Genomic DNA, 23,438 nt, shown 5'->3' on the forward strand with positions numbered 1-23,438 from the left:
AGGAGTCATGACCGTGGCACCCATCCTGCCCGACCGGTCGGAGTGGACGGTCGACGACCTCGGCGACCTGCCGGAGGACCTTCCGTACGAGTTGGTCAACGGAAGGTTGATCGTGCCGTCCCCCACCGCCGTGCACCAGGACCTCTGCGTGCGACTGCTGCTCGCACTCGAGGTCAACTGCCCCGCCGACTACCTGGTGAGCATCGACCTGTCGATGCGCATCGACCGCCGCAACGAGCCGCGCCCCGACGTGGTCGCCATCCGCCGCGAGCACGCCGACCGCTCGCCCGTTCCCGTCGAGGACGCGCTGCTGGCCGTCGAGGTGCTCTCGCCGACCTCCACGTTCCGCGACCTCTACGACAAGGCGAGGATCTACGCGCACGCCGGGGTGCGGACGTACTGGGTGGTCGACCCGCTGCACGAGCGGATGACCCTCACGGAATACGCGCTCGGCCCCACCGGCGAGTACGAGGCGGTGACCCACACCGAGGACCTCTTCGTCACCGAGCGGCCCTGGAAGGTCTCCGTCGACCTGCCCGCGCTGACGGCACGGCGGGCCGGGTTGCTCGACCGCGCCGGGGACTGAGCGACCCGCGGTCCACCCGGGCGGGGCCCGGCCGTCACCGGCCGGGCCCCGTTTCTCGTGCGACCGTCAGGACAGCAGGTCCGGCCGGTCGGTGACGCGCAGCGCGTTCACGATCGGCACGCCGTAGCCCTTGTGCGTCACGAACCGCACGTTGAGCTGGCCGTCGATCACCCGCACCGTGTACGTCCGGCTCAGCGCGGCGTAGCTGCCCACCTCGCCGGCCACGTCCAGCGACGGCAGCACCTCCTGGCCCTCGATCAGCACGTCGAAGACCCGCCGGTCCGGGGACTGCCGCTTCACCTCGGCGAAGTCCAGCTCCACCGTGTAGTGGCCGTCCGCGAGACCGTCGACGCGGTACTCGTACATCCCTTCCCGCTGGCTGGCGAAGCGGGCCGGGTCGTTGGTGCCGGTGATCGGGGTGCTGGTCGTCCGGCGGCTGGAGGCGCCGAGGTAGCCGGCGCCGCCGGCGGTCCAGGCCCGGTCCGGCGACCAGGTCTGGCCCTCGACGTCGGCCCGGGCCGACGTCGCGCCGGCGTCGATCGCCAGGGTGGTGCGCGGCACCACCAGGGTGACCGGGACGTCCAGGACGGGCTGGCGCCCGCTGGCCGAGGAGATCCGCAGCTTGGCCTGGTGGAAGCTGCCGGGGGCCAGGCCGGCGGTGCTGGTCGCCACGCCGACGGTGTGCCGGCCGCCGCTGCCCAGGGTGACGGTGGCACCCGACAGGCCGAGCCAGCTGACGTCCTGCGGCGTGCCGTCGGAGTTCAGCTCGGTGACCGTGACGCCGGTGCCGAGCACCCCCGTGTTGCTGAGGGTGATCTGTCGGCTCCGGGTCTGCTCGGCCCCCGAGACGACGGTCAGCTCGCTCGTCGGGGTGCCGACGCGTGCGGTACGCAGCGCCGCCGAACGGACCTCGGCCGCGCCGGCCTGCACCGCCACGGAGCCCGACGCCGCCTCGTAGTGCTGCTTGTCGATGGTGAACTCGACCGTGCCGACGGGGGCCTGGATCAGGTACGTGCCGTCGGCCTCCGTGGTCTGGGTGGCCGTCGCGTCGCCCACCCGGGCGGTCACGGTGGCCCCGGCGACCGGGCGCCCGTCGTTGGCGTCGGTGACCACACCGGAGAGCACCCCGCTGCGGGTGGTGCGGAACGTGATCGCCGTGCCGTCGGCGACCGCCTGGGCGTTGTACGAGTACTCGAAGCCGACGGTGCCGTCGACGTTCTCCAGGCCGATCGTCGCGCCGGTGCCGGTCTCCGCGCCGTCGCCGTCGATGTCGGCGTACCGGTAGGTGATCGAGCCGTCCTCACCGATGGCGGCGCTGAAGGTCAGCCGCGTCGACCGGTCGGCGAAGATCGACACGTTGCGCCACTCCACCACGAAGGTACGGCGCGGCGCGGTGCCCGTGACGGCCGTGTAGACCCCGAGTCCTCCTCCACGTAGAGGTCGTCCCAGAACGGGAAGAGCGCGAGGTCGGGGTTGGTGGTGTTCGGCAGGGCGGTGTTGAGGCGGCTGGTCGACGAGGTGCCGAAGCCGAGCACGCCGTTGGTGCCCACCCATGCCTGCCGGTAGGAGTTGCCGTAGAGCGGGACCCGGAAGGGCAACGTGACGGGGACGGACCTGTTGTCACCGGTCAACGTCTCCAGCAGCTGGGTGCCGGCGACGAACGAGCCGCCGGCCGGGCCGCAGGCGTACCCGAAGGAGTCGACCCGGTCGGGCAGGGTGACGTCCAGGACGGTGTCCGCGCCGACCTGCGCCGAGCGGGTCACCTCGTCCGAGCAGCGGTACGTGTGCGCGAAGCGGACGTCGTACGTGCCGTGCGGCACGGTCACGGAGTAGCGGCCGTCGGCGTCGGCGGTGGCGGTGAGCGGGGTGCCGAGGACGGCGACGGTGGCGCCGCCGGCCGTGCCGTTCGAGGTGCGCACCGTGCCGCTGAGCGTGGCCGAGGGGGCCGCCTCGAGGGCGACGTCCGCGTCGACCGTCTGGTTCTCGGTGATCGTCACCGAGGTCGTCGCCGTGGTGTAGCCGAACTTGCTCACCGAGACCGTGTAGCCGCCCACCATCAGCCGGTCGAGCGCGTACGAGCCGTCGGCGCCGGTGCTGGTGACGCGGGTCATCGGGCCGGTGACCGTCACGTCCGCCCCGGCCAGCGGGTTGCCGCCGGAGGTGACCCGACCGCCCAGCGCGCCGAGGGCGCCCCGGGGGGTGGCGTCGACCGCCGCGTACGCGTCGAGCCGGCCCTCGCCGAAGACGTTGTTGTCGTCGACGGTGCCGCCGCAGGTGAGGGCGTCGACGTCGATCGCGGTGTCGTCGAGGATGCGCTTGGTCTCGGCGACGTCACCCTGCAGGGCCGGCGAGGCCGACCACATCAGGGCCACGGTCGCCGCGGTGTGCGGGGAGGCCATCGACGTGCCGCTGAGCGCCGAGTAGCCGCCCGGCACCGAGGAGCGGACGTTGGCGCCCGGCGCGGCGATGTTCGGCTTGATGTCGCCGTTCTCGCCGGTGCCCCGGCTGGAGAAGCTGGCGATCGCGTTGTTCACGTCGAACGCGCCGGAGCTGTAGCTGATCGTGTACGACCCGGGGCTGCCCGAGGTGTTGCAGCTCGGGCCGCTGTTGCCGTTGGAGAAGGCCGGGAAGATGCCGGCGGCCACCCACGACGAGACGATCTCGGTGTACCACGGGTCGTAGGCGCTGGAGCCCCAGGAGTTGTTCACGACGTCCGGGGCGAGGTCGGGGCGCGGGTTGGCGCCGTCGAGGTCGGTGGGGGCGACGATCCACTGGCCGGAGGCGAGCAGCGACGCCCGCGAGCAGCCGCTGGTCTCGCAGCCCTTGGCGGCGATCCACCGGGCGCCCGGGGCCACGCCGATCACGTTGGCGCCGTCCGAGCCGACCATCGTGCCCATGGTGTGCGTGCCGTGGTTGTTGTTGTCGCACGGGGCGTCGGTGGGGCAGACGTCGGCCGGGTCGAACCAGTTGTAGTTGTGGTCGAGGGTGCCGTCACCGTTGCGTCCCCGGTAGCTGGCCGCCACGGCGGGGTGGGTGACGTCGACGCCGCTGTCGATGTTGGCGACCACGATGCCCTCGCCGCGTACGTTCAGCTCGTTCCAGACCCGCGGCGCGTTGATCCGGTCGATGTTCCACTCGGTGGCGTTGGTGGTGGGGACGGTCTCGCCGGGCAGCGGCTTCGGGATCTCGACCGGCTCGTCGGCGAGGATCTCGGCGACGTCGGTGCGCACGGCGAGGTCACCGAGCAACTCGGCGTCGCCGGTCACCCTGATCGCGTTGACCAGCCAGAACGGGGTGAAATCCGCGCCCTCGCGGGTCAGCATGGCGCGCAGGCCGGCCTGGCTGCGTTCGGCGTGGGCGGTCTTGGTGCGGTGGACGTGGGCGGCCTTCTCCGTCTTGCCGCGCAGGCGGGCCGCGCCGGACAGGTCGGCCTTGCTGTCCAGGAAGACCCAGTAGCTGGCCCTGCCCTCGCGGGCGAGCCGGGTGGTGACCTTCCTGTCGACCTTCGCGGCCACCGCCCTGACCTTCGTGTCGGCGGAGTCCGGTGCGGCGGCGGCCGGCGCCGCGGCGCCGATCGGCAGGGTGAGGCCGACCGCCAGGCCGACCGCGGCCATTCGCCATCGTCGTGGTGACACTGTCCCGACGCTCCTTTTGGGGTGAGGCGACACTGTGGACGCCCGTGTCCGGGCGCCTGGGAGCATCCTGGTGACGAAGGATCTCTTCATCAAGACATGCGTAAATAAAGAAATCTGTCAATCAACCGTTCGTGTCACTCGGTGGTGGAAGGGCTACGCAGCGGAGTCGGGGGTCGCCGCGCCGAGTGGGGCCGGGCGCGGCCGGCGGACCGGTGCATCCGCCGCACCCGGGCGTTCCCGACCCGTGTCGACCGGGAAGAATGACGGGCGGACCGCCCCCTTTGCGCGCAGACGGAGGACGCATGGCCTGGCACGTACGCGGCGTGGTGCTGCCCGACGACGAGGTCCGTGACCTGTGGCTGGTCGGCGATCGGGTCACCTTCACCCCGGTCCCCGGCGCGGAGACGATCGCCGACGGCGGGTTCGTGCTGCCCGGCCTGATCGACGCGCACTGCCACATCGGCATCGCCCGCGGCGGCGCCCCGGTCACCTCGCTCGACCAGGCCCGCGAGCTGGCCCGCGTCGATCGGGACGCCGGGGTCCTCGCCATCCGCGACGCCGGGTCGCCGTACCCGTACCCCGAACTCGACGACGAGCCCGACCTGCCGCGGCTGGCCCGCGCCGGCCGCCACGTCGCGCCGCCGAAGCGCTACCTGCGCGACATCGGCGTCGAGGTGGGGGCTGCGGAGGTGGCGGCGACGGTGGCCGCGCAGGCGCGCGCCGGCAACGGTTGGGTGAAGCTGGTCGGCGACTGGATCGACCGGGGGGTCGGCGACCTGGCCCCGGCGTGGGATGCCGACACCATGACGGCCGCCGTCCAGGCCGCGCACGCCGCCGGCGTACGCGCCGCCGTGCACACCTTCTCCGAGTCGGCCGTGGAGATCATGGTGCGCGCCGGGGTGGACTCGGTGGAGCACGGCACCGGCCTGAGCCTGGACCTGATCGACGAGATGGCCCGCCGGGGCACCGCCCTCGTCCCAACGATGATCAACATCCGGACGTTCGGCGGGATCGCCGAGCAGGCCCGGGAGAAGTTCCCCGGCTACGCCGAGCACATGCTCGCCCTGCGCGACCGGTTCCCCGAGGTGGTCCGTTCGGCGCACGAGGCCGGCGTGCCGATCTTCGTGGGCACCGACGCCGGCGGCGGCATCGACCACGGCCTCGCCGCCGAGGAGATGCTGCTGCTGCACGAGCAGGCCGGCATGTCCACCACGGAGGTGCTTGCCGCCGCGTCCTGGCGGGCCCGCGAGTGGCTCGGCTTCCCCGGGCTGGTCGAGGGCGGCCTGGCGGACCTCGTGGTCTACGCCGAGGATCCGCGCGCCGACCTGCGCGCCGTACGCAGCCCCGCCCGCATCGTGCTGCGCGGCCGCGTGGTGCGCTGACCCGGCGGCCGGTCAGCCGGTCCCGTCGCCCCGGGTGAGCGCGTGCGCGAGCAGGAACACCGCCAGGTCGGCGAGGGCGGCGGCCGTCTGCGCGACGGGGGCGCCGGGCAGCACGATGTGGCTGATCACCAACCGGATGACCGAGTCCGTGGCGAAGGCGACCGCGTCCCGGTCGGCGCCCGGCAGCACGCGGTCGGCCCACTCCAGCAGCACCTCGGTGGCCTCGGTCAGGACCAGCTCCGAGCGGGTGGTGAGGTAGGGCAGCAGCTCGTCCGAGCCGCCCCGGGTGCTGGTCAGCACGGCCTTGATCAGCGGGTCGTTGGCCGCCTCCGCGAGGGTGTGCGAGATGGTGGCGTGCGCGGCGGCCCGGACGTCGTCGCCGTGCGCGTCGAGCAGGGCGCGTACCGCGCCCACGAACCGGTCGACCTCCCACCGGGCGAGCGCCTCGGCCAGCCCCGCCTTGGTGCCGAACTCGTTGTAGACCGTCTGCCGGCTCACTCCCGCCGCGCGCGCGACGGCACCCATCCGGACGCCGTCCCAGCCAGTCGCGATGGTCAACGCCCGGGCTGCCTCGACGATCGTCTCCCGCGAACGGGTGCCCTCCCTCACGTCACCCATGGTGGTCGAATCCTACGACCCGCCACACCGGCCGGCACGGCGGACACCGGCGACGTCGCGCCCGATGGCGTCGTCCCTTCGGCCGACGCATAGGATGTGCGGTCATGGCACGCGTGCTCACTCCCCGTGCGGAGGACTTTCCCCGCTGGTACCAGGACCTGATCGCCAAGGCGAAGCTGGCCGACAACGGCCCGGTCCGGGGGACCATGGTCATCCGGCCGGCCGGCTACGCCATCTGGGAGCGGATGCAGGCCGAGATGGACGCCCGGATCAAGGCGGCGGGCGCGGAGAACGCGTACTTCCCGCTCTTCATCCCCGAGAGCTACCTCAAGCGCGAGGCGGAGCACGTCGAGGGCTTCTCGCCGGAACTCGCGGTCGTCACCCACGGCGGCGGCAAGCAGCTCGCCGAGCCGGTGGTGGTGCGCCCCACCAGCGAGACCGTCATCGGCGAGTTCATGGCCAAGTGGATCGACTCCTACCGGGACCTGCCGCTGCTGCTCAACCAGTGGGCCAACGTGGTCCGCTGGGAGCTGCGCCCCCGGATCTTCCTGCGCACCAGCGAGTTCCTCTGGCAGGAGGGGCACACCGCGCACGCCACCCGCGACGACGCCCGCGCCTACGCGCGCCGGATCCTGCACGAGGCGTACGAGGACCTGATGGTCAGCGTGCTCGGCATCCCGGTGGTCGTCGGCCTGAAGACGGCCCGGGAGCGCTTCGCCGGGGCCACCGCCACCTACACCTGCGAAGGCATGATGGGTGACGGCAAGGCCCTCCAGCTCGGCACGAGCCACGAGCTGGGGCAGAACTTCGCCAAGGCGTTCGACATCAGCTACTCCTCCGCCGAGGGCGGCCGGGAGCACGCCTGGACGACCTCCTGGGGCACCTCCACCCGCATGCTCGGCGGCCTGATCATGTGCCACGGCGACGACAACGGCCTGCGGGTGCCGCCGAAGCTGGCGCCCGTGCAGGCGTACGTCATGGTGGTCAAGGACGGCGAGGGCGTCGGGGAGGCCGCGAAGAAGCTCTCCGACGCGCTGCGCGACGCCGGGGTCCGGGTCGCGCTCGACGACCGCACCGACACCCCGTTCGGCCGCCGGGCCGTCGACGCCGAGCTGCGCGGCTATCCCGTACGCGTCGAGGTCGGCCCCCGCGACCTGGCCGCCGGCAACGCGGTCGTGGTCCGGCGCACCGACGGCTCGAAGTCCCCGACGCCGGTGGCCGACGTGGTCACCGCCGTGCTGGCCGCCCTCGACGCCGACCAGCGGGCCCTGCACGACCAGGCGCTGGCCCACCGGCAGTCCCGCACCGTCGAGGTCTCGACGCTGGCCGAGGCGATCGAGGCGGCGGCCACGGGCTGGGCCCGGGTGCCGTGGTCGGCGGTCGGCGTGCAGGGCGAGGCGGAGGCGAACGGCCAGGGCGTCACCGTGCGCTGCCTGCTGCGCGCCGACGGCTCGGTGCCCGACTCCGAGGACGAGCCCGACCTGGTCGCCATCCTGGCCCGCGCCTACTGACCGACCCGTACGCCGCACGGCCGGTCCCGCCTCGCGGGGCCGGCCGTGCGCGTTCCGGCGCCCGCGGGTCGACGGGGCGGGAGCCCGCAGGGCGCCGGTAGGGTCGGGGCGTGAGATTCGAACCTGGGCGGCTGGTCGTGCACCGCAACGTGCGGCGGGGGCGGATCGGCTGGGCCCGCACCGCGCGGGTGGTCAGCGACGACGACCGGGGCCTGCTGCTCTGGGTGCCCCGCGACGCGCCGGTCGCGAGCGAGGTCACCGAGGCCGGGCTGGGCATGCGGGCGGTGCCGTTCACCGAGTGGATCTCCTCGTCGTACGGGCTGGCCACCGGCCGGTGGGACGGCCCGTCCGTGCTGAAGTTCCTGCCCGCCGGGGCCGCCCACTCGGTGTGGTGGTTCCGCGACGCGCACGACCGCTTCGCCACCTGGTACGTCAACCTGGAGGAGCCCGGGGTGCGCTGGGACGACGGCACCCTCGCCGGCGTCGACATGGTGGACCAGGACCTCGACGTGCTGGTGCGCCCGGATCGCAGCTGGGAGTGGAAGGACGAGGAGGAGTTCGCCGAGCGGCTGGCCTTCCCCGACCACTACTGGGTGCCCGACCCGGACGCGGTGCGGGCCGAGGGCAAGCGGGTGATCGCGCTGGCCGAGGCGGGGGAGTTCCCGTTCGACGGCACCTGGTGCGACTTCACCCCGCCGTCCGACTGGCTGGTCCCCGACAAGCTGCCGCCGGGCTGGGACCGGCCGCCGGTGCGCTGATCCCGCGCCCACCCGCAGCCGGCCGGCGACTGTGCTTTCGGTCACTTCCGCCGCCGCGCGGGTGACCCGGGGCGGTCCGGTGTGAGAGATCCGGGCCGGATCTGGCAGAATGGCTGGCTGGTATCCGGCGCGCGTCCGGCGCCCTCTAACCCGGGCGCGTCGCCAGTCCACCGAGCAGTCTCCGGCCCAACCCCACTGTGCCGGTCGACACTCACCCGTGCACCGCCCGTTCGGGCAGGTGAGATCGCAACAGGAGCGAAACAACTGTGGCCGTAAAGATCCGGCTCCTGCGGATGGGCAAGATCCGCAACCCGCAGTACCGCATCGTCATCGCCGACTCGCGCACCAAGCGCGACGGCCGGGCGATCGAGTTCGTCGGGGTCTACCAGCCGAAGGAAGACCCTTCGGTGATCGAGGTCAAGTCGGAGCGGGTCCAGTACTGGCTGTCCGTCGGCGCCCAGCCGAGCGAGGCGGTGCAGCGGCTGCTGGAGCTGACCGGTGACTGGCAGAAGTTCAAGGGCCTGCCGGCCCCGCCGCCGCTGAAGGTCGCCCCGGAGCGGGTCGACCGCACCGCGGCGTACGAGGCCGAGGCGAAGGCCGCCGCCGGGCTGGCCGAGACGCCGGCCAAGCCGGCCAAGAAGGTCGCCAAGGCGGAGGCTCCGGCCGAGGCGCCGAAGACCGAGGCTCCGGCCGAGGCCCCGGCTGCCACTGCCGACGCCGGTGAGCAGGCCTGACATGCCTCTGCGTCCGGCCTTGGAGCACCTGGTCAAGGGCATCGTCGACCACCCCGATGACGTACGCGTCCGGATGGTCGACTCCCGTCGGGGCAAGCGGCTGGAAGTCCGCGTGCACCCGGAGGACCTCGGCACGGTGATCGGGCGGTCCGGGCGGACCGCCAAGGCGCTGCGCCAGGTGATCGGCTCCATCGGCGGGCGCGGTGTGCGCGTCGACATCGTCGACTCGTACTGATGCTGCTCATCGTCGGCAGGATCGGCAAGCCGCACGGCATCCGCGGTGAGGTCACCGTGGAGGTGCGGACCGACGAGCCCGAAGCGCGGTTCGCCCCGGGGAAGGTGCTGCGCACCGAGCCCGGGGCGGCCCCGCCGCCGGCCGCGTCCGAGCGCGGGGAGGCATTCCGGGTGCCCGCCGAGCTGGTCGTGGAGTCCGCCCGCTGGCACCAGGGGCGGATGCTGGTCGCGTTCGAGGGCATTCTCGACCGGGACGTCGCCGAGGCGCTGCGCGGCACCCTGATCGGGGTCGACAGCGGCGAGGTCGGCGCGCCGGAGGACCCGGAGGAGTTCCACGACCACCAGCTCGTCGGGCTGGCCGTGGTCACCCCGGCCGGCGAGCGGCTGGGCGAGGTGGCCCGAATCGACCACGCCCCCGCCTCCGACCTGCTGGTGCTGCGCCGTCCCGAGGGCGGCACCGCGCTCATTCCGTTCGTCAAGGCGATCGTCCCCGAGGTTGACCTCGCCGGCGGTCGCGTCGTCGTCGACCCGCCGGCCGGTCTGCTCGATCTGTAGAACCGCTGGAGCACCCCCGCATGCGCGTCGACATCGTGTCGATCTTCCCCGAGTACTTCGCTCCGCTGGACCTGTCGCTGATCGGCAGGGCGCGGGCGAACGGCACGCTGCGGCTGGCCGTACACGATCTGCGGATCTGGACCCACGACGTGCACCGCACGGTCGACGACACGCCCTACGGCGGCGGGCCCGGCATGGTGATGCGGCCGGAGCCGTGGGGCGAGGCGCTCGACGCCCTCGCCCCGGCGGAGGTGACCGCGCCCCGGCTGGTGGTGCCGGCGCCGACCGGCGCCCCCTTCACCCAGGCCCTGGCGCACGAGCTGGCCGCCGAGCCGCACCTGCTCTTCGCCTGCGGCCGGTACGAGGGCATCGACCAGCGGGTGCTCGACCACGCGGCCACCCGGATGCCGGTGACCGAGGTCTCCCTCGGCGACTACGTCCTCTTCGGCGGGGAGGTTGCGGTGCTGGTGATCCTGGAGGCGGTCACCCGGCTGCTGCCCGGCGTGCTCGGCAACGCGGGCTCGCTGGCCGAGGAGTCGCACGCGCACGGGCTGCTGGAGGCCCCCATGTACACGAAGCCGGCGACCTGGCGCGGGCTGGAGGTGCCGGAGGTGCTCCGCTCCGGTGACCACGGCAGGATCGCCCGCTGGCGGCGCGACGAGGCGCTGACCCGCACCGCGAACCGCCGGCCCGACATGCTCGCCGCGGTGGACCCGGGCCGGCTCGACAAGCGGGACGTCGCCGCGCTGGACCGGGCCGGATTTCAGGTGCCGCCGGGGGATGTGGCAAAGTAGGGGGGTTGCCGCAACCGGCCGCGCCGCGGCCGGCTGCGAGGATCCTCGACCGGGGTCGGGTCACCGACCGCCACCCGGGGATCAGAATCACCCACCCGCGCACCGATTGACGGTGCGCCGTGAGCCTCACGAGGACGCAGCGATGAACATCCTGGACGCCCTTGACGCCCAGTCGAAGCGCACCGACCTCCCCGACTTCCGTGCCGGTGACACCGTCAAGGTGCACGCCCGCGTCGTCGAGGGCGCCCGGTCCCGTGTCCAGATCTTCCAGGGCGTCGTCATCCGCCGCCAGGGTGACGGTCTGCGCGAGACCTTCTCGGTCCGCAAGATCAGCTTCGGCGTCGGTGTCGAGCGCACCTACCCGATCAACAGCCCGGGTATCGACCGGATCGAGGTCGTGACCCGCGGTGACGTGCGCCGGGCCAAGCTCTACTACCTGCGCGAGCTGCGCGGCAAGAAGGCCAAGATCAAGGAGAAGCGCGAGAAGCAGCCCAGCTGACCCTCGCGCTCGCCACGCCGCCCGAGCTGCGCGTATGTCGTACCGACCGGACCGCACTACCCTGGTCGCTACGGGCGCAGCCGGGCGACGTCCCGCCACCACGGCGGAGCGACGGCCACTACCGCCCGGGGAGCCCCGACGGGGTTCCCGGGCGGTAGTGTCATTTCTGCTGACCGGAGAGTGGCGTGGTGCAGACGCTTGACGAGGACGGCGCCGTCGACCCGTGGCGACGTCGGGCCCGTCGGCCCCGCCGACAGATGCCCCTCTGGCAGGAGCTGCCGCTGCTGCTCGTCGTCGCGTTCTGCCTGGCGGTGCTGATCCGCACCTTCCTGCTCCAGGCGTTCTTCATCCCCTCCGGCTCGATGGAGGACACCCTCCTCGTCGGCGACCGGGTCCTGGTCAACAAGGTCGTCTACGACGTACGCGACCCGGTGCGGGGCGAGGTCGTCGTCTTCCGGGGCACCGAGCGCTGGGCCCCGCAGGTCGACGAGGAGCCCGAGCCCGGGTTCGCGGGCAAGCTCAGCAGGACCGTCGGCGACCTGGTCGGCGTCAGCCGCCCCGGCGAGAAGGACTTCATCAAGCGGGTCATCGGCCTGCCCGGCGACCGGGTGAAGTGCTGCGACGCCGAGGGGCGGGTGCTGGTCAACGGCACCCCGCTCGACGAGTCGTCGTACGTCCTGCGGGACTCGCCGCTCGACATCCCGCCCAACCCCAGCGAGTGCCGCTCCCGGCGCTTCGAGGAGGTCGTGGTCCCGCCCGGGCAGATCTTCGTGATGGGCGACCACCGGATGGTCTCCCAGGACGCCCGCTGCCAGGGACCGGTGCCGATCGAGAACGTGGTGGGCCGGGCGTTCACGGTGGTCTGGCCGTCGTCGCGGTGGAGCGGGCTGTCGGTGCCCGCGACCTTCGACGACGTCGCCGACCCGCCGGCCGCCTCCACCGGCGCCCCGCCCCCGGTCCGCCCCACGCCGGACGGCGATCTGGTGCTGTTGGCCCCGACCGCCGCCGCGCTCGCCGTTCTCGCGCGTTCCGGACGGTGGCGTCCGGCCGGGCAACGTAGGCTCGTGCCGTGATTGACGAGCAGACCGACAAGCCGCGCAGTTCCTTCTGGAAGGAGCTGCCCATCCTCCTGGGTGTGGCGATCCTGGTCGCGGTGCTGGTGCGTGCCTTCGTGCTGCAGACCTTCTTCATCCCCTCCCCGTCGATGGAGAACACCCTCCAGATCGACGATCGGGTGCTGGTCAACAAGCTGGTCTACGACTTCCGGTCCCCGCACCGGGGCGAGGTGATCGTCTTCAAGGCCCCCGTGGAGTGGAGCGCCAACCCCGACGGCGAGGACTTCATCAAGCGCGTCATCGGCGTCGGCGGCGACCACGTGGTCTGCTGCGACGCGCAGGACCGGCTGGTGATCAACGGCAAGTCGCTGGACGAGCCCTACATCTACCCCGGCGACAAGACCGCCGAGGAGTTCGACATCACCGTCCCGAAGGGCCGGCTCTGGGTGATGGGCGACCACCGCGAGGCGTCGGGCGACTCGCTGGAGCACTGGCAGCAGTCCGGTCAGGACATCACCGTCGCCACCATCCCCGAGGGCGAGGTCGTGGGGCGGGCCTTCACCGTCTTCTGGCCCGTCGGCCGGGCCACCTGGCTGAGCGTGCCCGAGTCGTACGAGGCCATTCCCGAACCATAGGGGCCGCCGGGCGTGGGCGTTGTCGGCGGCGTCTGGCAGGCTGGTGCGGTGACCGTCTACACCCCTCGGCGCGCGGCGCGCGTCCTGCTCGTCGACGCGGCGGGTCGGGTGCTGCTCTTCTGCGGCTCCGACCCGGCCCGTCCCGAGCACGGGCGCTGGTGGTTCACCCCCGGCGGCGGCCTGGACGAGGGGGAGACCTACCCCGAGTGCGCGGCGCGGGAGCTGGCCGAGGAGACCGGGCTGCGGCTGCCGGCGACGGCGTTCGGGGCGCCCGTGCACCGCGACGTGACGGAGTTCCCCTTCGACGGCGTGTGGTACAGGCAGGAACAGGAGTTCTTCCTGGTGCGGGTGACGGGTCACGACGTCGACACCGCGGGCTTCAGCGACGTCGAGCGGGCCAGCGTCGCCGCGCACCGGTGGTGGCCGCCGGACGACCTGGTCGCCAGCGGGGAGCGGTACTACCCGCCGGACCTGCCGGCGGTGCTGGCCCGGGCGCTGGCCGCCCCGGCGGCGCCGACGATCAGGGTGGGCGGGCGCCAGGAAGGCGTCGACGGCCACGAGGACGCGCCGTGCTGACGCCCCCGCGCACCGTGGTGCGCCGCGAGGGCGGGCTCTACGCGCTGGAGCGCGCGTTGCAGCGGCGTGGTTTCCGGCACGTCGCCGGGGCCGACGAGGCGGGTCGCGGCGCCTGCGCCGGGCCGCTGGTCGCCGCCGCCGCGATCCTGCCCGAGGGGCGGCGCGGCGAGATCGACGGGCTGGCCGACTCCAAGCTGCTCACCCCCGCCAGCCGGGAGCGCATCCACGACGAGGTCGTGGCCCGCGCGCTCGCGTACGCCGTGGTGGTCGTTCCCGCCGAGGAGGTCGACGAGCGGGGCCTGCACGTGTGCAACCTGGCCGCGATGCGCCGCGCGCTGGCGTCGCTGACGACCCGGCCCGACTACGTGCTGACCGACGGCTTCGGGGTGGACGGCCTCGACGTGCCGGGGCTGGCCGTGTGGAAGGGCGACCGGGTGGCGGCCTGCGTGGCGGCGGCGAGCGTGCTGGCCAAGGTCACCCGGGACCGGATGATGGTCGAGCTGGACGGGGCGTTCCCGGGCTACGGGTTCGCCGAGCACAAGGGTTACATCACCGCGGAGCACACCGCGGCGCTGCGGGAGCGGGGGCCGTGCCGGGAGCACCGGTTCTCGTACGTCAACGTGGCGGCGGTGTCCGGTCGCGACGGCGCTCCGCCCCGCGCGCGTCGGCCGGCGGATGCGAGGCGGGACGAGCCGATGGAGCGCTCCTGCCCGCCAGGGGGTACCGTCGGCGTGGCGTTGGGCGAGCAGCCTCGGCCTCCGGCGTCGGTGGGGGAAGATGTGGTCATGGAAGGCGGAGTGCGATGAGCGCGGAAGACCTCGAGAAGTACGAGACCGAGATGGAGCTCCAGCTCTACCGGGAGTACCGCGACATTGTCCGCCAGTTCTCCTACGTGGTGGAGACCGAGCGCCGGTTCTACCTGGCCAACCAGGTCGACCTGCACGTGCGCAACTCCGATGGCGAGGTCTACTTCGAGGTCGAGATGCACGACGCCTGGGTGTGGGACATGTACCGTCCCGCCCGGTTCGTGAAGAACGTCCGGGTGATGACCTTCAAGGACGTCAACGTCGAGGAGCTGGAGAAGCCCGACATCTCGCTGCCCGCCGACTCCGGTTTCGGCGGCTGACCCACCGCCGGGCCCACCGTCGGGCGTACGGCCCCCTCGGCGTCCCCACCGCCGCGCGGCCGTCGTCGCCCTCCGCCCCGGCGTCCGGCCTCAGTCCGACCGCACCACGACCTCGACGCGCTGGACGAGGTTGTTGGCGAAGCCGCCCCGGTTCCACCGCTGCCCGACCGGCTGACTGCGGCCGGAGGCGTCGGTGGCACGGGCCCCGAGGACGTGCCTGCCCGGCGTCGCCGTCCACTCGTAGAGCCACCGGCGCCAGGCGAACTCCCCGCCGACCTGCTCGTCCAGAGTGGCCGGCCGCCAGCTGACCCCGCCGTCGGTGGTCACCTCCACCGAGGCGACGGGGGCGTGGCCCGACCAGGCGCGACCGTCCAGCGTGCACGGACCGGCGCGCAGCACGCGGGTACGGGACATGAAGTCGGGGAAGCCTGGCGGCCGGACCAGCGCCCGCGGCTCGATGCGGGTCACCGGCACCCCGGGGTCGTCGGCGTCCTCACGCAGCCGGTAGGCCACCGCGTTCTGGTAGCCGTCGAACGCCTCGGTGCGTACGTCGATCGCGCGCAGCCACTTGACGTGCGCCATGCCGTACCAGCCGGGCACGATCAGCCGCAGCGGGGCGCCGTGCTGCGGCAGCAGCGGGGCCCCGTTCATCTCGTACGCCAGCAGCACCTCCTCACGCAGCGCGTCGGCCACCGGCAGCGCCCGCTGGTAGTCCTGCTCGACGCCGCGCTCCACCCCGTGGTCGGCGCCCGTGAAGACCACGTCCACGGCGTCGGCGGCGATGCCCGCCTCGCGCAGCAGCGGCGCCAGCGGGGTGCCCGTCCACTCGGCGTTGCCGACGGCCTCGACCAGCCACGGCTGACTGACCGGGCGCGGATGCAGCAGGGCGCGCCCGTTGCCCGCGCACTCCAGCGTCACCCGGCGGGTGACCCGGGGCCGCTCGCGAAGCGCGGCCAGGTCGAGCGCCAGCGGCCGGTCCACCGCGCCGGACACGGTCAGCGCGTGCGTGTCCGGGTCGAGGTCCGGGATGTCGTAGTGGATGAGCAGGTAGTGCAGGCCGGCCGGGGTCACGTCGTAGCGCAGCGCCTCCAGCGGGATGCCGTGGTTGCGGGCGGCGAGCTGCAACTCCTCGGTGGTGATCCCCTCGCCGGGCTCCGCCACGCGTGACGGCCCGCTGGCGTCGTCCACTGTGGTCATCGAGGCCTCCCGGGGGCCGACGGCGGCGGCTCCGCCGTGCGCCCGTTCCAGCCTAGGGCCGACGCCGCCGCGCCGGGGACGCCGGGTGATTCCCCACGCCGTCACCCACCGTGCCCTCCGGCTCCGAGCGCCACGCCCCACGGGCTCGACCCGCTGCGCCCATCGGCTCCGACCGCCGCAGCCCTGCGGCACCGGCCACCGTGCTCGATGGGCTCCGCCGGTCGCTAGCCGAGCAGGGGGGAGGGGTAGCCGCCGGTGTCGTCGGTCGGCGGCTGGTCGGGGCGGTGCCGGGCGAAGGCGTCGACCCTGCCCCAGCGGCCGGGAATGTCCAGCAGCGCGATCCGCTGGAAGCTCGGTGGGAGCGCCGCGTCGACGGCGAGGTGCCCCTCGTGCGGATCGATGCCGAGCATGGCCCGGATGAGGAGCAGGGACGCGCCGCTGGACCACGCCTGGGGGCTGCCGGCGGTGGGGTAGCGGACGGGGTACCGCGTCGTCTGGCGGTCGAAGCCGCCGAAGGCCTCCGGCAGGCGACCGTGGAAGTAGGTCGCGGCGTCGATGACGCCCTCGGCGATGCGACCGGCCTCGGCGGCGAACCCGTAGCGGCGCAGGCCCCAGGCGATGAACGAGTTGTCGAAGGGCCAGACGGTCCCGTTGTGGTAGCCCAGCGGGTTGTAGCGGCCCTGACCCTCGGCGAGGGTGCGTACTCCCCAGCCGGAGAAGAGCGCGCGGCCCATCAGGTGCTCGACGACGCGCGGGGCCCGGTCCGGGGGCACGATGCCGCTCCACAGCAGGTGCCCGATGTTGGAGGACAGGGCGTCCACGGGGGTGCCGTCGTGGTCGAGGGCGAGCGCGTAGTAGCCGCGCTCGTCGATCCAGAAGTCCCGGTTGAACCGGTCCTTCAGCGCCGCCGCCTCCTGCTCCAGCCGGTCGGCGTACGCGGCGTCGTCCCAGAACGCGCGCGCGAGGCGGGCCGCGCGGACCTTGGCGTCGTAGGCGTAGCCCTGCACCTCGCAGGTGGCCCGGGGGAAGCCCGGCAGCCTGCCGTCGGCGTAGGAGACGCCGTCCCAGGAGTCCTTCCAGCACTGGTTCTCCAGGCCGGTCGCGCGGTTGCGCCGCTCGTACCAGACGTAGCCGGTGGAGGTGAGGTCCGCGTACCGGTCGATCCACTCCAGGGCCGCCCGGGCCTCCTTCTCCAACTCCATGACCAGCGCCCCGTCACCGGTCCACCGCTCGTACTCGTCGAGCAACACCACGAACAGCGGCGAGGCGTCCACGGTGCCGTAGTACGGCGAGTGGGGCTGCTCCTCGAAGGCGGCGGATTCGCCGTAGCGCAGCTCGTGCAGGATCCGGCCGGGGTCCTCGTCGAGGATGTCGTCCCGGCGACCGCCCTGGAGGAACGCGAGGATGCGTAGCGTCGGCGGGGTCAGCGACGGTGTGACGTGCAGGGTCTGTAGACAGGTCAGCAGGCTGTCGCGGCCGAACAGGGTCATGAACCAGGGCAGCCCCGCCGCTGGCACCGTGGCGCCGCCGAGGGACAGCGGTGCGAAGCGCAGCGCCGCCAGGTCCACGAGGCTGCGCTGGTACACCTGCCGCAGAGCGCTGTTGTCGGTGTCCAGCCGGGGGGCCTGCGTGACCCACGCGCGTACGGCGTCCGGCAGGGTCGAGTCGTCGGGGCGCTGTGCGCGCACCGACGCGCGCCAGTCGTGGCCGTCGGGCCGCAGCACCCGCATCGTCACCCGTAGCTGCGTGGACCACTGCTGCCCGGGCCGCAGCCGGGGCCGGAACCGGACGCCGCGCGCATCGACGCTGGCCGGCTCGCTCGCCGAGACGCGCACCTCCCGCCGGAACGTGCCGCGTCGGTAGCCCAGCACCAGTTCGCTGTCACCGACCTCGGAGTAGTAGGTGCCGGCCTTCTCGCGTACGTCGAACTTGATGTCGAAGATGTCGGCGAAGTCGGCGGCCACCTCCAACCGCACGTCGAGGTCGACGTCGTGCTCGCCGTAGTTGAACACCGTCACCGACTCGGTCAGGTCCGGCCCGATCCGCCGCCGCCGGATCGCCGACACGTCGGCCTGCACGTAGTCGATCTGCCCGCCCGGAACCAGGAAGAACGCCGCCTCGAAGTACTGGCTGTCGTCCACCGACAGCGCGGTCAGCCGCTCGCCGCCGATCGTGAGGATCCAGCGGGACAGGAAGCGGGTGTCGGCGGCGAACAACCCGGCCGGCGTGGCGGGCGCGGCGTCCACGTCACCGCTGGAGTCCGACACGATGAACGAGTTGCCGTCGATGCACGACACGGTGCCCGCGATGTCCCTCACCTGGCCGCCCCCCGCGTCCCGGGCGCACCGGCCTCGCGCGGCACGGCCGGCGCGGGGAACAGCAGACCCATCCGCAGCGCCAGGCCGAAGTCGCCGTCGACCATGATCTCGCCGCGCAGGATCGCGGCCAGCCCGTTCAGCTCACCCCGCGCCATGGCGTCCGCGATCTCGGAGGACATGGTGAACACGGCATCGGCGGGACCACCGTCCTCAGACAGCCGCAGCCTGCCCTGGTCGACGGTCAGCAGCCACTTCCGCACCCGATCACCGTCGCGGATGTCGAACCGGACACTGCCGGACAGCCGGCACAGCCGCGGTTCAAACTCCGTACTCGCCAACTGTTCGAAGAACGCTTCGGTCACCGGAATCCGACCTCCAGCCCCCTCTGGCCAGGTGCAGGCGGCGGCATACCCGCCGGACGAGGGGCTAACCCGCACCGCTCCGACGCGTCGCCGCGGGCGGCCACCCGCGTCGAGAGCGCCGGGGACGCGTGCCGGCCGTCAGCCGACGAACGTGAACATCGTCGCGCCGGGCGGCAGGGCACGGGGTACGCCGAGGAAACGCTGGGCCCCCACGCCCACGCCGCCCGCCGGGGTGCTGACCGTCCCCGCGGTGAAGCCCTCCTGCTCGAACCAGCCCCGGATGGTCGGGACCAGGTCGGGCTCCCGCCGGTGCCGGGTCCAGACCACCGTGCCGCCGGTCGCGCAGAGCGCCGCGCAGTGCCGCACCGTGGCGTGCACGTCCGCGTCGCTGATGTTGCCGAACACCCCGCAGACCAGCACCAGGTCAGCCGGGACCAGACCGGCGTACGCGTCGGTGCGCGCCGCGTCGCCGGTCACCACCTCCACTCGGGACAGGCCGGCTGCGCGGGCGGCGGACCGGGCCACCTCCGCGTTGCGCGGGTCCCACTCCACCAGCCGCGCCACCACGTCGTCGCGGCGGGGGTGGGCCGCCAGCTCGGGAATCAGGTCGCGGCCCTGGCCGGCGCAGAGGCTGATCGCCCGCAACGCGCCGGGCGGGGCCGTGTCGAGCGCCTCCCGCACCCGCAGCCGCACCTCCGCGAGCCGGCGGGACAGCGCCGAACCCGCCTCGTCGTAGTCACCGTGCCAGGCGTACCAGTCGCGCGTCACCCGTCGCAGCGTAGCCGCCACCGGCCGTGTGGACGATCCGGCGTGGGCGTTGCCCCTAGCAGACCGCCCGGCCCTGTGGGGGGCCGTCCACAGGACGACCGTCGTCCACAGGCGACGATGTCGCCGGTGGCGGGGGCGGGCGGGCGCCGGGCAGGCTGCGCCCATGCGACCTGCCACCCGTACCGCCGTCGCGCTCTGCGCCGCCCTGCTCTGCCTCGGGCCCGCCGCACCCGTCCCTCGGTCGGCCGCGTCCGGCGTCCGGGCGTCCACGCCCGGCCCCTGGCCGTCCACGCCGGTGGTCCGGCCGGTCTCGGCGGCACGGCCGTTCGGCGCGGTCGTGCCGGCCGCTGCGGTGTCGCCCGGGGTGGCGCGGTTCCGGTGGCCGCTCGACGGCGTTCCGCGCCCGGTGCGCCGGTTCGACCCGCCGCCGCGACCGTGGCTGCCCGGGCACCGGGGCGTCGACCTGGCCGCCGCGCCCGGCGCCACCGTGCGGGCCGCCGGCGCTGGCACGGTGCTCTTCGCCGGCCTGGTCGCCGGCCGTCCCGTCGTCACCGTCGGACACGCCGGCGGCCTGCGGACCACCCACGAGCCGGTGTCGCCGGCGGTCCGCCCCGGCGAGACACTGGCGCTCGGGGCACCGCTGGGCGCCCTCCTCGCCGGCCACCCGGGCTGCCCCGCCCCCGCCTGCCTGCACTGGGGGCTGCGGCGCGGCGCCGAATACCTCGATCCGCTGGCCCTGCTCGGCCTGGGACCCGTGCGGCTGCTGCCGCTCGACGGCGCCGAACCGGCCCTCAGCGCTGGGCGAGCAGCGGAGGCAGCCGCACCGAGAGCCGCTCGTACTCGTCCGGGGTGTTGTAGACCTGCGCGCAGAGCCGCAGCCAGCCCTGTCCGTTCCAGGCCATGACGGCGACCTCGGTGGCGAGCCGGTCGGCGATCCGTTCCCGCAGCGCCCGCGCCGCCTCGAACGTGGTGCCGAGGCCCGCCGGCAGCGGCACGATGCGCATGGCGACCCCCGGCCCGCCGGGGTGCGGCAGGTCGGCGGGGGCCACCCCGAGCGCGTCCCCCAGCACCCGCTGGCCGTACGCCGCCAGCGCGGCGTTGTGCCCGCGTACCCGGTCGAGGCCGAGGCTGCGCAGCGTGAACAGGCCCACCGGCGCGGCCAGCCAGCCCGTGTAGTCCTGCGTCGCCGCCCACTCGACCCGGCGGGGAAACCCCGACTCCTGCTCCCACGAGACGGCCAGCGGCTCGATCCGTTCCCGCCACGACGGGGCGACCACCAGCACGGCGGTGCCGCGCGGCGCGTACGCCCACTTGTGCAGGTTGCCCACCCAGAAGTCGGCGCCGACGTCGCTGACCGGCGTCGGCAGCATGCCCGGGGCGTGGGCGGCGTCGACGAGGACCGGAATCCCGTGCTCCCGGGCCACGCCGACGAGCGCGGCGACGGGGAAGAACCGGGCGGTCGCCGAGGCGAGCTGGTCCACGACGAGCAGTCGGGTCCGGCCGGGGCGCAGCCCGGCGCGGACGAGCTGGACGATCTCCTCGTCCGGGGCGGTCAACGGCACGGGCAGCACGCGGGCGACGGCCCCCGTACGCCGGCACTCCCGCGCGACGGAGAGGCCGACCGCGCCGTAGCCGTGGTCCGTGGCGAGCACCTCGTCGCCGGGGCGCAGGCCGAGCGACTGGAGCACCACCGCCACGCCGGTGGTCGCGTTCGGGACCAGGGCGGTGCCGTCGGGGTCGGCGCCCAGGAAACCGGCCAGGTGCCGGCGGGCGTGGGCGATCCGGTCGACCAGGCCCTGGGTGAAGAAGCGCAGCGGGTTGGCCTCCATCTCGTCGCGCAGCCGCTGCTGGGCCCGCTGCACGACGAGCGGCACCGCGCCGAAGGAGCCGTGGTTCAGGTGGCTGACCGCCGGGTCGAGCGAGAAGAGCAGGCGGGCTGCCACGATCGGCTCGGGCGGCTGCGGCAGGCTCACCCGATGATCGTAGCGACCCGTCGATGTCCCGCCGCCGTTCCGCGGCTGATCCGGGGCCCGGCCTCCTCGAACACGCACGGGTACGGGCGGGCCGCCCCGTTCCCGCGCCACGACGGCACCTCGACGCTGCCGTCTGTTTCAACCGTGACTGGCTGCGCCGGATCTCGACGACGGCGGTGCATCCCGCTCGCCCGATACCACACAGGTATTTTTATACCCCGCAGGTATCAGCGGAGCGGATGCTGCCCGGCCGGCTGGTCGGGGTGTTCCGGCGGCGGTGACCCACTTCTGCAACACCTACGCGCGGGGGTGGGCCTGGCGGTAGGCGGCGCGGAGCCGCTCCACCGACACGTGCGTGTAGATCTGGGTGCTGGCCAGGGAGGAGTGCCCCAGCAACTCCTGCACCGCCCGCAGGTCGGCGCCGCCCTCGAGCAGGTGGGTGGCCGCCGAGTGCCGCAGCCCGTGCGGGCTGACCGGAGGCAGGCCGGCGGCCTGCGCGTACCCGCCGACGATCCGCCGTGCCGTCGTCGGGTTGAGCCGTCCGCCGCGGGCGCCGAGCAGCAGCGCGTCGCGGGAGCGCGGTGCGGCCAGTGCCGGCCGGCCGTGGCGCAGCCACTCGTCGAGCGCCCGCTGCGCCGGCACCCCGTACGGGACCGCACGCTCCCGGCCGCCCTTGCCGAACACCCGCACGACGCGGCGCGCGTGGTCGACGTCGGCGACGTCGAGGCCGCACGCCTCGCTGATCCGCACCCCCGTGCCGTAGAGCAGCTCCAGCAGCGCCCGATCGCGCAGCAGCACCGCCTCGGCAGTCCCGTCCGGCGTACGGGACGGCTCCGGCGACGCCGGCGACACAAACCCGGCGCCGTCCGCCGCGGATGACGCCGGCCGGGGTTCGTCCCGGCTGGGCGGCGTCGGCCCGGGAGCGGAGAGCCGGCCCGGCGCCTCGACCAGGGCGGCAGCCTGGTCGGCGCGCAGCACGGTCGGCAGGTCCCGGTGGGCCCGTGGGCTGGCCAGGGCACCGGCCACGTCGGCGGGGAGCAGCCCGCGGCGGTGCGCCCACGCGCTGAACGTCCGCGCCGAGGCCGCCCGGCGGGCGAGCGACGTCCGGGCCGCCCCCGTCGTCCGCTGCTTCGCCAGCCAACTGCGCAGCACGGAGAGGTCCAGCTCCGGCAACTCGGCGCACCCCATCCGGTGGGCGTGGTCCAGCAGCGACACCACGTCACCGACGTACGCGCGCACGGTGTGGGCGGAACGGTTGCGCACCCCGGCCAGGTGCGCGGCGAAGTCGTCCACCGCCTCCCGCATGCCCGGCGGGAGAGCCTCGTGGGTCGCCCGGGTGCCCTTCGCCTCCCGGCTCACCGCAGCTCCCCGCCGGGCACCCGCCGGCCGGCCGGCGCACCTCGCGGCGGCGTCCCGCCCGGTCGAGCGGGCGCGGCGGTGCGGGTCGAGGCCGTGACGGCGGCGGACGGCGGATCCTCGGGCGGCACGGGCCCAGCCTACGGACGGCCAACGGAACCGGCAGGACACCGGGCCGGCTCACCGGGGGTCGACCGGGTCGGTGACGACCTCGCCCCAGGTCGCGCCGTCGGGTGACCATCTTGGCCGGGTCGCGCCGTCGGGTGACGATCTCGGCCGGGTGGCGCGGCCGGGGTGATGGATTGCGCCGGTCGGTGCGCGCAGACTGGTCGTACCGGCGGTCGTGGGCCGTGGTCGTGGGCCGTGGTCGTGGTCGCCGCGCGACGGGATCAGGCGCGTCGAAGGGGGACCGGACATGGGGGTGGACGTCGTCCTCTACCGGGCGGTCGGGGCGGGCTCCGGCCGGCGGCGCGTCGTGCCGGCCGAGGTGCTGCCCGATCCCGACGACGTGCTGCTGGATCTCGTCCGGCGGGTCCGTGGCGCCGGGCGCACCCCTCTGCTCGACCGGATGGACCCGGTCGGTGAGCTGGTGGTCCCCGCCGCGCAGGTGCCGCAGCTCCTCGCCGAGGTGCGCTGCCTCGCCGAGGTGGCCCGGTCGACGCCGGAGATGACGCACGTGCGCCTACTCGACCGGTTGGTGCGGCGCTGCCGGCAGGAGCGCGCGATGGAGGTCCGCTTCGAGGGCGACTGACGCGGTTCGTGCTCC

Annotated in this window: 24 protein-coding genes and 1 pseudogene; 16 read left to right on the top strand and 9 right to left on the bottom strand. The window is 73.9% G+C overall.

Going from position 1 to position 23,438, the window contains the following annotated elements; all coding sequences use genetic code 11:
- Positions 1-7: 7 nt before the first annotated feature.
- The gene (locus CLT72_RS29745) at positions 8-586 is read left to right on the top strand and encodes a Uma2 family endonuclease (RefSeq protein WP_101414574.1); all 579 of its coding nucleotides are present in this window, start codon (positions 8-10) and stop codon (positions 584-586) included.
- Positions 587-652: 66 nt separating this feature from the next.
- Here CLT72_RS29745 and CLT72_RS32450 read toward each other — a convergent pair whose 3' ends face one another.
- Positions 653-1,942 (bottom strand): malectin domain-containing carbohydrate-binding protein, encoded by a 1,290-nt coding sequence (locus CLT72_RS32450; protein ID WP_486484353.1) that lies wholly within the window; start codon positions 1,940-1,942, stop codon positions 653-655.
- Positions 1,909-4,200: a S8 family serine peptidase gene (locus CLT72_RS32455; protein WP_199184676.1), complete on the bottom strand. Its 2,292-nt coding sequence runs from the start codon at positions 4,198-4,200 to the stop codon at positions 1,909-1,911. Before CLT72_RS32455 ends, CLT72_RS32450 begins: the two co-directional genes overlap by 34 nt.
- Before the next feature lie 323 nt (positions 4,201-4,523).
- Between CLT72_RS32455 and CLT72_RS29755 the strand changes: the two genes are divergently transcribed.
- On the top strand, positions 4,524-5,603 hold the full coding sequence (locus CLT72_RS29755) for an amidohydrolase family protein (RefSeq protein ID WP_101414575.1): 1,080 nt from the start codon (positions 4,524-4,526) through the stop codon (positions 5,601-5,603).
- A gap of 12 nt (positions 5,604-5,615) precedes the next feature.
- On the opposite strand, the gene CLT72_RS29760 is transcribed toward CLT72_RS29755, so the two are convergent.
- Complete coding sequence (locus tag CLT72_RS29760) at positions 5,616-6,221, bottom strand: TetR/AcrR family transcriptional regulator (RefSeq protein ID WP_101414576.1); 606 nt, start codon at positions 6,219-6,221, stop codon at positions 5,616-5,618.
- A 104-nt stretch (positions 6,222-6,325) separates the two neighbouring features.
- Here CLT72_RS29760 and proS point away from each other — a divergent pair, with 104 nt between their 5' ends.
- The 12 genes and pseudogenes from proS (at position 6,326) to CLT72_RS29820 (ending at position 14,698) form a co-directional block, all read left to right on the top strand.
- The gene (gene proS, locus CLT72_RS29765; RefSeq protein ID WP_101414577.1) at positions 6,326-7,732 is read left to right on the top strand and encodes a proline--tRNA ligase; all 1,407 of its coding nucleotides are present in this window, start codon (positions 6,326-6,328) and stop codon (positions 7,730-7,732) included.
- 110 nt (positions 7,733-7,842) lie between these two features.
- A complete protein-coding gene (locus CLT72_RS29770; protein ID WP_101414578.1) occupies positions 7,843-8,490 on the top strand; it encodes a ribonuclease FAU-1 family protein in 648 nt (215 codons plus the stop codon).
- 266 nt (positions 8,491-8,756) lie between these two features.
- Entirely contained in the window at positions 8,757-9,224 is a 468-nt protein-coding gene (rpsP, locus tag CLT72_RS29775; RefSeq protein WP_101414579.1) for a 30S ribosomal protein S16, read from the top strand.
- Positions 9,199-9,459, top strand: coding sequence for an RNA-binding protein (locus tag CLT72_RS29780; RefSeq protein ID WP_172862164.1), 261 nt, complete (start codon positions 9,199-9,201; stop codon positions 9,457-9,459). Before rpsP ends, CLT72_RS29780 begins: the two co-directional genes overlap by 26 nt.
- 2 nt (positions 9,460-9,461) lie before the next feature.
- Entirely contained in the window at positions 9,462-10,013 is a 552-nt protein-coding gene (rimM, locus tag CLT72_RS29785; protein WP_199184814.1) for a ribosome maturation factor RimM, read from the top strand.
- Between the two features lie 20 nt (positions 10,014-10,033).
- Positions 10,034-10,807: a tRNA (guanosine(37)-N1)-methyltransferase TrmD gene (gene trmD, locus CLT72_RS29790; RefSeq protein WP_101414581.1), complete on the top strand. Its 774-nt coding sequence runs from the start codon at positions 10,034-10,036 to the stop codon at positions 10,805-10,807.
- A 142-nt stretch (positions 10,808-10,949) separates the two neighbouring features.
- Positions 10,950-11,306, top strand: a complete 357-nt coding sequence (gene rplS / locus CLT72_RS29795; RefSeq protein WP_101414582.1) for a 50S ribosomal protein L19 — start codon at positions 10,950-10,952, stop codon at positions 11,304-11,306.
- 185 nt (positions 11,307-11,491) lie between these two features.
- Positions 11,492-12,366 (top strand): annotated as a pseudogene (gene lepB / locus CLT72_RS29800) (signal peptidase I).
- A gap of 9 nt (positions 12,367-12,375) precedes the next feature.
- A complete protein-coding gene (lepB, locus tag CLT72_RS29805) occupies positions 12,376-12,996 on the top strand; it encodes a signal peptidase I (protein ID WP_101414584.1) in 621 nt (206 codons plus the stop codon).
- A gap of 48 nt (positions 12,997-13,044) precedes the next feature.
- Complete coding sequence (locus CLT72_RS29810) at positions 13,045-13,572, top strand: NUDIX hydrolase (protein WP_101414585.1); 528 nt, start codon at positions 13,045-13,047, stop codon at positions 13,570-13,572.
- Positions 13,566-14,378 carry a ribonuclease HII gene (locus CLT72_RS29815; protein ID WP_101414586.1) on the top strand — a complete coding sequence of 271 codons (813 nt, stop codon included), beginning with the start codon at positions 13,566-13,568 and terminating at the stop codon, positions 14,376-14,378. Before CLT72_RS29810 ends, CLT72_RS29815 begins: the two co-directional genes overlap by 7 nt.
- Positions 14,375-14,698: a DUF2469 domain-containing protein gene (locus tag CLT72_RS29820; protein ID WP_007075222.1), complete on the top strand. Its 324-nt coding sequence runs from the start codon at positions 14,375-14,377 to the stop codon at positions 14,696-14,698. Before CLT72_RS29815 ends, CLT72_RS29820 begins: the two co-directional genes overlap by 4 nt.
- Positions 14,699-14,788: 90 nt before the next feature.
- Here the strand turns inward: CLT72_RS29820 and CLT72_RS29825 are convergent, their stop codons facing one another.
- The 4 genes from CLT72_RS29825 to CLT72_RS29840 all read right to left on the bottom strand — a co-directional run bounded on the left by CLT72_RS29825 (position 14,789) and on the right by CLT72_RS29840 (position 19,343).
- Positions 14,789-15,895 (bottom strand): sulfite oxidase, encoded by a 1,107-nt coding sequence (locus CLT72_RS29825; RefSeq protein WP_101414587.1) that lies wholly within the window; start codon positions 15,893-15,895, stop codon positions 14,789-14,791.
- 224 nt (positions 15,896-16,119) lie between these two features.
- On the bottom strand, positions 16,120-18,213 hold the full coding sequence (locus CLT72_RS29830) for an amylo-alpha-1,6-glucosidase (protein WP_374208825.1): 2,094 nt from the start codon (positions 18,211-18,213) through the stop codon (positions 16,120-16,122).
- On the bottom strand, positions 18,210-18,575 hold the full coding sequence (locus CLT72_RS29835; protein ID WP_158242085.1) for an SCP2 sterol-binding domain-containing protein: 366 nt from the start codon (positions 18,573-18,575) through the stop codon (positions 18,210-18,212). Before CLT72_RS29835 ends, CLT72_RS29830 begins: the two co-directional genes overlap by 4 nt.
- A 138-nt stretch (positions 18,576-18,713) precedes the next feature.
- On the bottom strand, positions 18,714-19,343 hold the full coding sequence (locus CLT72_RS29840) for a class I SAM-dependent methyltransferase (RefSeq protein ID WP_101414589.1): 630 nt from the start codon (positions 19,341-19,343) through the stop codon (positions 18,714-18,716).
- A gap of 163 nt (positions 19,344-19,506) precedes the next feature.
- Here CLT72_RS29840 and CLT72_RS29845 point away from each other — a divergent pair, with 163 nt between their 5' ends.
- Positions 19,507-20,247, top strand: coding sequence for a murein hydrolase activator EnvC family protein (locus tag CLT72_RS29845; protein WP_101414590.1), 741 nt, complete (start codon positions 19,507-19,509; stop codon positions 20,245-20,247).
- Here CLT72_RS29845 and CLT72_RS29850 read toward each other — a convergent pair.
- A complete protein-coding gene (locus tag CLT72_RS29850) occupies positions 20,135-21,316 on the bottom strand; it encodes an aminotransferase class V-fold PLP-dependent enzyme (protein WP_101414591.1) in 1,182 nt (393 codons plus the stop codon). The genes CLT72_RS29845 and CLT72_RS29850 overlap by 113 nt on opposite strands.
- A 297-nt stretch (positions 21,317-21,613) precedes the next feature.
- On the bottom strand, positions 21,614-22,621 hold the full coding sequence (locus tag CLT72_RS29855) for a tyrosine recombinase XerC (RefSeq protein ID WP_101414592.1): 1,008 nt from the start codon (positions 22,619-22,621) through the stop codon (positions 21,614-21,616).
- A gap of 466 nt (positions 22,622-23,087) precedes the next feature.
- Here CLT72_RS29855 and CLT72_RS29860 point away from each other — a divergent pair, with 466 nt between their 5' ends.
- Positions 23,088-23,423: a hypothetical protein gene (locus CLT72_RS29860; protein ID WP_101414593.1), complete on the top strand. Its 336-nt coding sequence runs from the start codon at positions 23,088-23,090 to the stop codon at positions 23,421-23,423.
- The last annotated feature ends 15 nt before the right edge of the window (positions 23,424-23,438 follow it).

It is taken from the genome of Micromonospora sp. CNZ309, assembly GCF_002846525.1.